General features: G+C 66.0%; 10 protein-coding genes. 5 read left to right on the top strand and 5 right to left on the bottom strand.

Going from position 1 to position 11,805, the window contains the following annotated elements:
- Positions 1–52: 52 nt before the first annotated feature.
- Both K7G82_RS21075 and K7G82_RS21070 read right to left on the bottom strand, forming a co-directional pair.
- Positions 53–538 (bottom strand): hypothetical protein, encoded by a 486-nt coding sequence (locus tag K7G82_RS21075; protein ID WP_222992030.1) that lies wholly within the window; start codon positions 536–538, stop codon positions 53–55.
- Entirely contained in the window at positions 538–1,179 is a 642-nt protein-coding gene (locus K7G82_RS21070; RefSeq protein ID WP_222991926.1) for a histidine phosphatase family protein, read from the bottom strand. The genes K7G82_RS21075 and K7G82_RS21070 overlap by 1 nt, the downstream gene beginning before the upstream one ends.
- Before the next feature lie 134 nt (positions 1,180–1,313).
- Between K7G82_RS21070 and K7G82_RS21065 the strand changes: the two genes are divergently transcribed.
- The 5 genes from K7G82_RS21065 (at position 1,314) to K7G82_RS21045 (ending at position 7,485) form a co-directional block, all read left to right on the top strand.
- On the top strand, positions 1,314–1,883 hold the full coding sequence (locus tag K7G82_RS21065; protein WP_222991925.1) for an outer membrane protein: 570 nt from the start codon (positions 1,314–1,316) through the stop codon (positions 1,881–1,883).
- 135 nt (positions 1,884–2,018) lie between these two features.
- Positions 2,019–3,131, top strand: a complete 1,113-nt coding sequence (dnaN, locus tag K7G82_RS21060; protein WP_222991924.1) for a DNA polymerase III subunit beta — start codon at positions 2,019–2,021, stop codon at positions 3,129–3,131.
- A 37-nt stretch (positions 3,132–3,168) separates the two neighbouring features.
- Positions 3,169–4,248 (top strand): DNA replication/repair protein RecF, encoded by a 1,080-nt coding sequence (recF, locus tag K7G82_RS21055; protein ID WP_222991923.1) that lies wholly within the window; start codon positions 3,169–3,171, stop codon positions 4,246–4,248.
- Positions 4,249–4,312: 64 nt separating this feature from the next.
- A complete protein-coding gene (gyrB, locus tag K7G82_RS21050) occupies positions 4,313–6,811 on the top strand; it encodes a DNA topoisomerase (ATP-hydrolyzing) subunit B (protein WP_222991922.1) in 2,499 nt (832 codons plus the stop codon).
- Positions 6,808–7,485, top strand: coding sequence for a prolyl hydroxylase family protein (locus K7G82_RS21045; protein WP_222991921.1), 678 nt, complete (start codon positions 6,808–6,810; stop codon positions 7,483–7,485). The genes gyrB and K7G82_RS21045 overlap by 4 nt, the downstream gene beginning before the upstream one ends.
- Positions 7,486–7,731: 246 nt before the next feature.
- Here K7G82_RS21045 and K7G82_RS21040 read toward each other — a convergent pair whose 3' ends face one another.
- From K7G82_RS21040 to K7G82_RS21030, 3 genes are read right to left on the bottom strand one after another with little or no spacing between them, the layout of a single operon-like run.
- A complete protein-coding gene (locus K7G82_RS21040; RefSeq protein WP_222991920.1) occupies positions 7,732–9,321 on the bottom strand; it encodes an N-acyl-D-amino-acid deacylase family protein in 1,590 nt (529 codons plus the stop codon).
- Positions 9,322–9,348: 27 nt separating this feature from the next.
- Positions 9,349–10,758 (bottom strand): serine hydrolase domain-containing protein, encoded by a 1,410-nt coding sequence (locus tag K7G82_RS21035; protein WP_222991919.1) that lies wholly within the window; start codon positions 10,756–10,758, stop codon positions 9,349–9,351.
- A gap of 34 nt (positions 10,759–10,792) precedes the next feature.
- A complete protein-coding gene (locus K7G82_RS21030) occupies positions 10,793–11,797 on the bottom strand; it encodes a dipeptide epimerase (RefSeq protein ID WP_222991918.1) in 1,005 nt (334 codons plus the stop codon).
- Positions 11,798–11,805: the final 8 nt, after the last annotated feature.

Raw genomic sequence — 11,805 nt, 5'->3', positions numbered from 1 at the left:
CCCCATCTCCGTTCATCCCGAACGGGTTCGATCAGGCCTTTCCGATACATCCCTATCGGCGCCGGGCGCAGCCCAATGCCGCGGCATCGATCGCGGTGGCGGCGCCACGCAGACGATAGGCATCGGTGAAGGCGCGACCGCTTCCGTCGCGGCTGGCAACCGCCATGCTGGTGGCGTTGCGCATTGCCGCGACGATCGCCGCATCGGCGCGCGCATCCGGCGCCCAGGCATCGGCGCCTCCCGAAGCAAGGCGGAAACGGCGGTCGCCGACCGTCAGCGTCACCACGGCATCGGCGGCGCGGGTTCGGCTCATCCGGATATGGAGCTGGCCGCGCACATTGCGGCCCGGCCAGTGCGCCACGCTGGCGAACGGCCGCCAGCGCCCGCCGGCGCTGCGCGCCGCAGGTTCGGAAATCGCGTAGCAGCGGGCGGGACGATCGTCCCTGAACGCACCCCAGCCTTCGAAGATGCCAAGCGAATCGCGCGCCGTCGCCGGCGCCGCGATGGCAGCCACGGCGAGCGCGGCGGCCGCCCGGATCACGCCGGCGCCCAGCCTCGCCCGCGATGGATCACCGTTTCCGTTCCATCCGCGACCATCACCATCGACCCCTGGGGCAGCCCGGCCGCAACGCCGGCCTTGAGTATGGGATCATGCGCGATTCCCGTCATCACTCCGCGCAGCACGCACGAGGACAAGCCATGCATGATGACCAGCCGGTCGCCCGGCTCGTCGCGGGTATCGGCCAGCCAGGCCGAGAGACGCGCCGCGATATGATCATACCATTCTCCGCCCGGCGCGGTACGCGTCAGCAAGCCCGAGGCCGGATCGAACAGCGGCCCGCCTTCCGCGATCACATCGGCATAATTGCGGCCGCCCCATTCGGCGAGATCGATCTCCCGCAACCGTGGATCGACACGCGTCTGATGCCAGTCGGCACCGATATGTTCGGCGACCACCGCCAGCGTCTGCAACGCGCGGCCGGTGTCCGACGCCCACAGCGTCGGCAGCGGGCCGGGATGCCGATCGAGATAGGCCTTCAACGCCCCGCCCATCTCGTCCGCCTGCGCGAAGCCGGCGCGCGTGAGCGGTGTATGGACATGGTCGCCCTGCATGCGCGCCGCAGCGTTGAAAACGGTTTCGCCATGCCGTGCGATGAAGAAGCGCGTCGTTCGATCCATGGCAGGGCCATCGCGCGTTCGTGGCAAAAATGCAACGCTTGGCGCTGTTTATGTGAGGTTCATGCAACCTCTCCCGGAATAGTGCACTGAGCACCTGCCCCGCCCTTTCGGGGCAAAGTGAGTGGAGTGAAATTATGCGTAAACTTGTTCTGGCCTCGCTCGTCGCGATCGCCTTCGCCACCCCCGCCATGGCCCAGGATGCACCGTTCACCGGCCCGCGCGTGGAAGGCGTAGTCGGCTGGGACCGCGTTCAGGGCGGCGGCAGCAAGAGCGACGACGTCATGTACGGCATCAATGCCGGCTATGACGCCCAGATGGGTGGTGCCGTGATCGGCGCCGAAGTCGAATATAGCGATTCGAGCAACCGCGCCTGCACGGGCGCGCGCACCGTCGCCGATCCGCGCCTGTGCCTGAAGGCCGGCCGCGATCTCTACGCCGGCGCACGCGTCGGCACCGTCGTCGGCAGCAGCACGCTGCTCTATGCGAAGGCGGGCTACACCAATGCCGATGCCAAGTTCACCTCGGACAACGGCACCACCGAAACCACGCTGGCCAAGAATCATCTGGACGGCATCCGCGTCGGTGCGGGCGTCGAGCAGTCGCTCGGCAACCGGGTCTATCTGAAGGGCGAGTATCGCTACTCGAACTACGAGCAGGGCGTCGAGCGCCACCAGGCGCTCGCAGGTGTCGGCATCCGGTTCTGAACCGGCGGCGACATGCCTGAGAAAAGAGGGTCGGGGCGCTTGCTCCGGCCCTTTTTCTTGCTAATGAGGGAGACTGGCCGAGCCGGTTCCGCGCTCCGGCTTCAGCCATAGTGGTACGCCCGGGGGAACACGGACATGAAGGCGACGATCGAACGCGCAACGCTGCTGAAAAGCCTCAGCCACGTTCAGTCGGTGGTCGAGCGGCGCAATACCATCCCGATTCTGTCGAACGTTTTGCTCGAAGCGAGCGCGGACGGCACGATCCGGCTGATGGCGACCGACCTCGACCTGCAGATCGTCGAATCGGTGGAAGCCGCGATCGACCAGCCCGGTGCGACGACGGTGTCCGCGCACACCCTGTTCGACATTGCCCGCAAGCTGCCCGAGGGCAGCCAGGTCGAGCTCGCCGCCGCCGACGGCAAGATGCAGATCAACGCCGGCCGTGCGCGCTTCAACCTCTCGACACTGCCGCGCGACGATTTCCCGGTGATCGCCGAAGGCGAGCTGCCGACCAAATTCGAGCTGCCCGCGCAGACGCTGCGCCAGATCATCGACAAGACCCGCTTCGCGATCTCGACCGAAGAGACGCGCTATTATCTCAACGGCATCTTCCTGCACGTCTCGGACGAGGCGCAGCCGGTGCTGAAGGCGGCGGCGACCGACGGACACCGTCTGGCGCGGGTCACCGTCGCACGCCCCGATGGCGCCGAAGGCATGCCCGACGTGATCGTGCCGCGCAAATGCGTCGGCGAGCTCCGCAAGCTGCTCGACGAGGTCGACGGATCGGTCGAGGTTTCGCTGTCGGCTACCAAGATCCGTTTCGGACTGGGCAGCGCCGTGCTCACCTCGAAGCTGATCGACGGCACCTTCCCCGATTACAGCCGCGTGATTCCGACGGGCAACGACAAGATGCTCAAGATCGATCCGCGCAGCTTCGAGGAGGGTGTCGATCGCGTCGCGACCATCGCCACCGAAAAGACGCGCGCGGTCAAGATGGCGCTGGAGCGCGACAAGATCACCCTGTCGGTCACCAGCCCCGAAAACGGCACGGCGGCCGAGGAAGTGCCGGGCGACTATGTGTCCGAAGGCTTCGAGATCGGCTTCAACGCCCGTTATCTGCTCGACATCCTGGGCCAGATCGAAGGCGACACCGTCGAGGTCCATCTGGCCGATGCGGCGGCACCAACGCTGATCCGCGAAAACGACAAGTCACCCGCGCTCTACGTGCTCATGCCGATGCGGGTGTAGTCGGGGCCGATCAAGGTGCTGCTTTGATCGGATTCTCATGAGCCTGTTGACCCGATTGTCGCTGAGCGATTTCCGCTCCTATGCCGATGCGCTGATCACGCCCGGGGCGGGCTTCGTCGTGCTCACCGGCGAGAATGGCGCGGGCAAGACCAATATTCTCGAAGCCGTTTCGCTGCTGGCCCCCGGCCGGGGGCTGCGACGCGCGGCGCTCTCCGAAATCGCGCGCGACGGCGGTCCTGGCGGCTTCGCGGTCGCGGCGCAACTCGCCGAATCGCCGCAGGACGATCGCGATCCGGTCTCGATCGGCACGGGCACGCTGGCGACGGCGCCCGAACGCCGCCAGATCCGCATCAACGGCGCACAAGCGGCGGCGACCGCCCTGTCGGACTGGATCTCGATCCTCTGGCTGACGCCGATGATGGACCGGCTGTTCGTCGATGGAGCGGGCAACCGCCGCCGCTTCCTCGATCGGCTGGTGCTCGCGCTCCACCCCGGCCATGCCGTCCAGACCACGCGCTACGAGGCTGCGATGCGCGCGCGCACCAAGCTGCTGACCGGCGAGACGCGGCCCGATGCCGGCTGGCTCAGCGCGCTCGAAGCGCAGATGATGGAACATGGCGCGGCGGTGGCGGAGGCCCGGATCGAGACCGTGGCCGCGCTCGGTGCGCGGCTGGCGGATGCGCCCGAAGGACCGTTCGCGCGCGCCGGCCTCGCCATCGAGGGCGGCGCGCTCGGCGATCTCGCGGCATGGCGCGCACGCGACGCCGCGGCCGGACGCGCGCTCACCGGCCCACACCGCCAGGACCTGATCGTCACCCATATCGGCAAGAACCAGCCGGCCGAACGCTGCTCGACCGGCGAGCAGAAGGCGCTGCTGCTGGGCATCGTGCTGGCCCATGCCGATCTCGTCGCGGAACGCGCGGGCCGGCGCCCGGTGCTGCTGCTCGACGAGGTGGCCGCGCATCTCGACCCGAGCCGCCGCACCGCGCTGTTCGAAAGGCTGGCGGACGCCGGCGGACAGGTGTGGATGACGGGCACCGAGGACGCCTTGTTCGCCGGGCTCCCGAACTCCGCTTCGGCCTTCAAAATCGCCGATGGAATGATTATATCCATCTAACTCCCGACATCGCAGCCAGTCGCTTTTCCTTGGGCTTCGCCCGACCCTTCGCTATAGAATCGGCATGAACGAAGAACCTTCCCAGACCAGCAATCAGAACGCCTATGGCGCCGACTCCATCAAGGTCCTGAAAGGGCTGGATGCGGTCCGCAAGCGGCCGGGCATGTATATCGGCGACACCGACGACGGATCGGGCCTGCACCATATGGTGTTCGAGGTTTCGGACAATGCGATCGACGAGGCGCTGGCGGGCCATTGCGACCTGATCCGCATCACGCTCAACGCCGACGGTTCGGTTTCGGTGGAGGATAATGGCCGGGGCATCCCGACGGGCATCCACCCGGAGGAAGGCGTGTCGGCGGCCGAGGTCATCATGACCCAGCTCCATGCCGGCGGAAAGTTCGAGAACACGTCCGACGACAATGCCTACAAGGTCTCCGGCGGCCTGCACGGCGTGGGCGTCTCGGTGGTGAACGCGCTTTCCGAATGGCTCGATCTCACCATCTGGCGCGACAATGAAGAACATTACATGCGCTTCGCGTTCGGCGATGCCGTGGCGCCGCTCAAGGTTGTCGGCCCGGCGAACGGGAAGAAGGGCACCAAGGTCACCTTCTTCCCGAGCCCCGCCACCTTCAAGATCACCGAATTCGATTTCGAGAAGCTCGAACATCGCTATCGCGAGCTCGCTTTCCTCAATTCGGGCGTCCGGCTGATCCTGGCCGATGCGCGCCACGAGGAGCGGGTGGAGCACGAGCTTTATTATGAGGGCGGCATCGCCGCATTCGTCAAATATCTCGACCGCGCCAAGACCGCGCTGTTCCCGGAGCCGATCGCGATCACCGGCCAGCGCGACGATATCGGCATCGACGTCGCCCTGGAGTGGAACGACAGCTATTACGAAAACGTCCTCTGCTTCACCAACAACATCCCGCAGCGCGACGGCGGCACGCACCTGGCCGCCTTCCGCGCGGCGCTGACGCGCACGCTCAACGGCTATGCGGAGAAGTCCGGCCTGCTGAAGAAGGAAAAGGTCTCGCTGACCGGCGACGACATGCGCGAGGGGCTGACCGCGATCGTCTCGGTCAAGCTGCCCGATCCCAAGTTCAGCTCGCAGACCAAGGACAAGCTGGTCTCCTCCGAAGTGCGCCAGCCGCTCGAAAGCCTGCTCGCCGACAAGATGGCCGAGTGGCTGGAGGAGAATCCCGCCAACGCACGCTCGATCGTCCAGAAGGTGATCGACGCCGCGGCGGCACGCGAAGCCGCCAAGCGCGCGCGCGAACTGACCCGGCGCAAGGGCGTGATGGACATCGCATCGCTGCCCGGGAAGCTTGCCGACTGCCAGGAGCGTGATCCCGCCAAGTCCGAACTGTTCCTGGTGGAGGGCGATTCGGCAGGCGGATCGGCCAAGCAGGGCCGCGACCGCAACGTCCAGGCGATCCTGCCCTTGAAGGGCAAGATCCTGAACGTCGAGCGCGCGCGCTTCGATCGCATGCTCTCCTCCAAGGAGATCGGCACGATGATCCAGGCGCTGGGCACGGGCATCGGGCGCGACGACTTCAACCTGGAGAAGCTGCGCTACCACAAGATCGTCATCATGACCGACGCAGACGTGGACGGCGCGCATATCCGCACGCTCCTGCTCACCTTCTTCTACCGCCAGATGCCGGAGATCATCGAAGCGGGGCACCTCTTCATCGCGCAGCCGCCGCTCTACAAGGTCGCGCGCGGGCGCAGCGAAGTCTATGTGAAGGACGATACCGCGCTCGACAATTATCTGGTCGAGGCCGGCGTGGGCTCGACCCGCCTCGAAACCTCGGGCGGCACACGGTTCGGCGAGGATCTGAAATCACTGGCGGATCACGCCCGGCGGATGCGCAGCCTGATGCGCTATGTGCCGCGCCGTTATGATTCGAGCATCATCGAAGCGCTGGCGCTGGTCGGCGCACTCGATCCCGCGCTGGAGCCGGGCCAGCGCAGCGAAGCGCTCAACCGCGTCGCGCAATGGCTGGATCGCGCCGATCCCGAAGCGCGCTGGTCGGCCAATCTCAGCGCCGAGGGCGGCTATCACCTGCAGCGCATGTGGCGCGGCGTCACCGATCATCACATCATCGAGGCCGCGTTCCTCTCAAGCCAGGAGGCACGTCGCCTCCATGCACTGATCGACGAACAGCGCGAAAGCTATGCCGGCATCGCCAAGCTGGTGACGCTGCCCAAGGGCGCGGCCGCCCAGCAGGAAGCGGCCGAGGGTGAGGGCGAGGAAGAAGCGCCCATCACGGATACCAAGGGCGTAGCGGTCACGCGGCCGTCCGAACTGCTCGAAGCGATCCTGGCCGCCGGCCGCAAGGGACTGTCGATCCAGCGATACAAGGGGCTGGGCGAAATGAACGCGGAACAGCTCTGGGAAACGACGCTCGATCCGCAGAACCGCTCGCTCCTGAAGGTCGAGATCGCGCAGGCCGACATGGCCGACGAGATCTTCACGCGCCTGATGGGCGACGTCGTCGAGCCGCGGCGCGAGTTCATTCAGGAGAATGCGCTCAACGTGGCGAATCTCGACGTTTGAGCAAGGCAAGCAACGCATATGGCGGGCCGCCTTCGCCCGCGCTGGCTGAAATCGGCACCCATGTGAGTGCCCGGCTGGCGCGGACGCCGGGCGTGCTGAAGGTGCCGGTGGGCGGCCTGGACCTGTTCGTGCGCGAGAATTTCCTGAGCGAAGCGGATTGCCGCTTCCTCATCGGGCTGGTCGATGATTGCAGCCGCCCGTCGACGGTGTTCTACGACGGCGGCGATCCGGCCTTTCGCACCAGCTCGAGCGGCGATCTCGACCGGTGGGACCCCGGCGTGAACGCGATCGACACCAGAATCTGCGCGTTGCTCGGGATTCCGGTCAATCACGGCGAAACGATGCAAGGCCAGCGCTACGCGCCGGGCCAGCAGTTCAAAGAGCATCACGATTTCTTCCATGTCAGCCAGGCTTATTGGCCGGAACAGGAAAGACATGGCGGACAGCGAAGCTGGACCGCGATGATCTACCTCAACCAACCCGAGGCTGGCGGCGAAACCTATTTTCCCGCCGCCGGCGCCAAGGTGGCGCCGCGTACCGGACTGCTGCTTGCCTGGAACAATATGGGCACGGACGGTGCCCCCAATCTGGACAGCCTGCACGCCGGCCTGCCGGTAACGACAGGTGTCAAGCACATCGTGACCAAGTGGTTCCGCGAACGCCCCTGGATCTAGGACCGATCGCTATTCAGCCCATACCGGCCTGCAAATGGCGGTTTCCCGCGCTTCCGGTGCTCACGTACTGTAAGTACGCTGCGCTCCGGGTCGCGAAAAACCACCATTTTCGACTCGATCTGAACTGAATACCGATCGGTCCTGGCGCCCAATTTGTCGGGGTTTGATTGAGCTCGATTGAACCGCTTCATGGCCATTCCCGCGAACGCGGGAATGGCATCGCGGATGTTCAAAGCTTGAGGCATTCTACCGGCGGCCGGCAGCCTTTTTCCCGGTCGACGGGCCGCGCAGCACGGGCTGGCCCGAACGCGTGCCCGTCGCCTGGCCGTCCTTGAAGACCAGCCCGCCATTGACCCAGACGCGCGATACGCCGACCGACTGCGCGCTCGGATCCTCGCTGGTCGCGCGATCCGCGATCTGCGCGGGATCGAACAGCACCAGATCAGCACGCGCGCCGGGGCGGATGACGCCGCGATCGGTGATGCCCATATGCCGGGCCGTCGCGCCGGTCATCCGGTTGATCGCCTGTTCCAGCGTCAGGATCTTCTCCTCGCGGACATAGCGCCGCAGCACGCGGGGAAATGACCCGATGCCGCGCGGATGGAGATCGCCCAGCATGCCGTCGCTGCAGATATTGGCGTGCGGCCATGCGATGAGCTTCGCGATATCATCGCCGCGCATGCTGGTGCCGATCACCATCTCGCGCGCGCCCGGCACCTGCGATTCGGCGATCAGCTGCATCAGCGCGACAGCAGGATCCACGCCGCGCTGCGCCGCGATCTGCGCGACGGTCTTGCCCACCAGGCTCCGGTCCGGACTGAATTCGGAGAGCATCAGCCCTTCCGGCGGCGCGAGATGCTTCAGCGCGAATTCGGCGCTTTCGCGATTGGTGAAATCGCGCTTGGGGAACATCACCGTCAGCGTCGATTGCCAATATTCGTAAGGATAGACGTCGCCGGTGATGTCGACGCCGGTGGCGCGCGCACGATCCATGATGCCCAGAAAACGGTCCGCCTGCCCCCACCAGTCGGTCATGGCGAGCTTCATGTGCGAGACCTGCACGGGCATGCCGGTGACGCGGCCGATATTGATGATCTCGTCGAGCGCCGCCCAGATGAACTGATCCTCGCTGCGCATATGGCTGATATAGCGGCCGCCGAAACGCGCGGCTTCCTTGGCGAGCGTCAGCACCTCATCCTTGCTGGCATAGATGCCGGGATCATATTCCAGCCCCGTCGACAGGCCGATCGCGCCGGCTTCCATGCCCTGGCGGACCTGTACGCGCATCCGCTCGATCTCGGCGGCGGTGGCGACGCGCTTGAAATCCTTGCCGAGCACGGCGGCGCGAACCGAATTATGGCCGATATAGGTGCCGATATTCACGGCGACCGGCGTCTTCTTCATCTTCGCGAACAGCGGCGTGAGCGGCAGTTCCGATCCGCCGTCCTGGCCGACGATGATCGTCGTGACCCCCTGGCTCGTCACCGGCACCGCATCGGGCTGTTCGAACAATCCATGATCATGATGGCTATGGGTGTCGATGAAGCCCGGCGACAGCACCTGCCCGGCGCCATCGACCACCTGCTCGCCCTTGCGCGGCGCGAGATCGCCCACCGCGACGATCCTGCCGCCTTCGATGCGGACCGACGCGGGACGCGCCGGCGCGCCTGTGCCGTCGACCACCCGCGCACCGGTGATCAGCGTCGATTGCGCGACCGCGACGGTCGATGCCGTCATCGCGGCGACGGCGAGGATCGGGCCGCATGCGCCGCGCAGAATTTTCCGCCAGCCGCTCACCCGGAAGGATCGCGACGCCTGAGTCAGTTCGAAAGCCATGGCCATTCCGTCCCTTTGTCGCGCGGGTTATTGGGAAATGAAGAAGGACGAGACCTGATTGCCCGGCGCCACGGCGTAGCGCACCTTCATCTTGCGATCGCCGAAGCTGGCATCGAAGGTGTAGCTGATATCGTCGCCCAGCTCTTCGCGCTCGACCAGTTCCAGCTTCGTCAGCGCCCCGAGCGGTTTCATCAGATCGGCGAAGTGCGGGTTCATCATCGCGAGCCGTTCGGCCCCGACAAGCGGAACATCCTGCTGGCGCAACGCGCCCGTGCGCGCGGTTTCGATCAATGCGGTGACGCGGCGGGCGGTGTCGGGTTCGGCCTTGGGGCGCGGAGCGGGCGCCACCAGCGCCGGATCCCAGAGCTTCGCGATGCCGTCAACAAAGGCGTCGAGGTCGGTCGCGGCGGAATTGGTCAGCAGCACGATCGACAGATCGTCCCCCAGATAGCGCGAATAATAGGTGCGGAACCCCTGCCATGCGCCGCCATGATGATAGCGCGGCTTGCCGGCGGCGCTATCCAGGCGCCAGGCGAAGCCATAGGGATACGCCTTGCCGCTGTTGAGCCGCGCGGGCGTATAGACCTGCTTCCAGCTCGCGTCGCTCAACACCTTGCCCTGTTCGACGCCCCGCGCCCAGGCGATCATGTCGTCGAGCGAGAAGTAGAGCGATCCGTCCGCCGTCGCGTTCATCGTCGGCGACACGAAATCCTGATTCTTCAGCACGCCGCCATCCAGTTGATAGCCGGAGGCGCGATGCATCACGATATCGCCGTCGCTGATCCCCCGCGCCGTCTTCATGCCGAGCGGCTTGAAGACTTCGGAATCGAGCACCTCCAGATAGGATTTGCCCGTCGCCTTCTTCACGAGGATGCCGAGCAGCGCATAGCCGGTATTGCTGTAGTTCCAGCGCGCGCCGGGCGCGAAATCGAGCGGCATCGCGGCGGCGAGCTTGACCAGTTCGTCATCGGTATAATCGCGCCGGTAATCGAAATCGCGGCCGTAATTGGCCACGCCCGAGGTGTGGGTCAGCAGGTGACGGATGGTCATCGCGCCCCAGCTTGCCGGCACGCCGGGCAGATATTTGGAGACACGGTCGTCAAGGCCCATCCTGCCCTGCTCGACCTGCGTCAGCACCGCTGCGGCGGTGAACATCTTGCCGACCGAACCCGACTGGAAGATGGTTTCGGTGGTCACCGGAACATTGTTCTCGACATCGGCCTGGCCATAGCCCTTGGCGACGACGATCTCGCCCTTGCGCAGCACCGCGACCGATACGCCGGGCACCTTTTCCTGGCGCATCTCCTGCTCGATGAAACTGTCGAGCTGCTTGCGGAACGTCTCGGGATCGGGTGCGGCGAGCGCGGGCGCCGCGGCGCAGAGCGCCGCCGTCGCGCAGAAGGTCTTGGCCAGGCTGAACATCGTTTTTCCCCTCATGATCTCTTCGTATCGTCTTGGCGCTCGATGCGCGTCACCCCGGCCGCACCGCGACGCGGGCACCGCCCCATATGTCTTCGGAGCACCAGATCATGCCGTCGCGATAGTCGGCGCGCGGCTCGCGATCGGCGGTGAACAGGACCGGCCCGTCGAGATCGACGACGTCGCAAAGCTGGCCGACGATGAAGGCGGGCGCCATGGCGAGCGAAGTGCCGAGCATGTTGCCGACCATCACCTGCAGCCCACGCGCGCGCGCCGCTTCCACCATCGCCAGCGCCTCCGTCAGCCCGCCGCATTTGTCGAGCTTGATGTTGATCGCCGAAAATCCGGGCGAGAGCGTCGCGATGTCGCCAAGCCCCTGGACGCTTTCGTCGGCGGCGATCGGGATCGGCGAATGGAAGTCGTCGAGATCGACATCGCGATCGATGGGCAGAGGCTGCTCGATCAGCGCGACTTCGGCCTCGACCAGCACGGGCATCAGCCGCTCGAGCGCGTCGAGCGAAAAGCCCTGATTGCCATCGACGCCCAGCCAGACATCGCCCCGCGCCGCGCGCGCCGCACGGACGCGATCGGCATCCAGGCCGTCACCCGTCAGCTTGAGCTTCAGCGCGCGCGCATGCGCATAGGATGCCGCCCGCTCGGCCACCACATCGGGCGCTTCCGCCCCGATCGTCCAGGTTGTGAGGCAGGGCCTGGGCGTGGCGATGCCCGCAGTCCGCCAGGCAGGTTGCCCCGAGCGCGCGGCCTCCAGATCCCAGAGCGCGCAATCCAGCGCGTTGCGCGCGCCGCCGATCGGCAGCAGCGATTGCAGGCGCGCACGATCCATGCCGCCGCGAAAAGCGTCGCGCACCGACGCGATCGTGTCGGCGATGCCCGCCGGCGTTTCGCCCAGATAATCGACCCCGGCGGCTTCGCCACGGCCTTCATGCTCCCCATCGCGAACGGTCACGACGACGAGGTCGAGCGCGTCATAGGTCCATCCCGTGATGCGGAACGGATGGATCAGGGGCCAGGTTTCGACGCGAACCGCGATATCCATGGAAGCGC

This window comes from Sphingomonas colocasiae (assembly GCF_019880585.1).
Lineage (GTDB): Bacteria > Pseudomonadota > Alphaproteobacteria > Sphingomonadales > Sphingomonadaceae > Sphingobium_A > Sphingobium_A colocasiae.
The sequence above is the reverse complement of the archived record's forward strand: the minus strand, read 5'-3'. Positions and strand labels throughout refer to the sequence as shown.

Bases quoted from the DNA above. Each gene is read 5' to 3' on its own strand.
- K7G82_RS21070 (WP_222991926.1), bottom strand. From the start codon at position 1,179: ATGGATCGAACGACGCGCTTCTTCATCGCACGGCATGGCGAAACCGTT.
- K7G82_RS21065 (WP_222991925.1), top strand. From the start codon at position 1,314: ATGCGTAAACTTGTTCTGGCCTCGCTCGTCGCGATCGCCTTCGCCACC.
- dnaN (WP_222991924.1), top strand. From the start codon at position 2,019: ATGAAGGCGACGATCGAACGCGCAACGCTGCTGAAAAGCCTCAGCCAC.
- recF (WP_222991923.1), top strand. From the start codon at position 3,169: ATGAGCCTGTTGACCCGATTGTCGCTGAGCGATTTCCGCTCCTATGCC.
- gyrB (WP_222991922.1), top strand. From the start codon at position 4,313: ATGAACGAAGAACCTTCCCAGACCAGCAATCAGAACGCCTATGGCGCC.
- K7G82_RS21040 (WP_222991920.1), bottom strand. From the start codon at position 9,321: ATGGCTTTCGAACTGACTCAGGCGTCGCGATCCTTCCGGGTGAGCGGC.
- K7G82_RS21035 (WP_222991919.1), bottom strand. From the start codon at position 10,758: ATGAGGGGAAAAACGATGTTCAGCCTGGCCAAGACCTTCTGCGCGACG.
- K7G82_RS21030 (WP_222991918.1), bottom strand. From the start codon at position 11,797: ATGGATATCGCGGTTCGCGTCGAAACCTGGCCCCTGATCCATCCGTTC.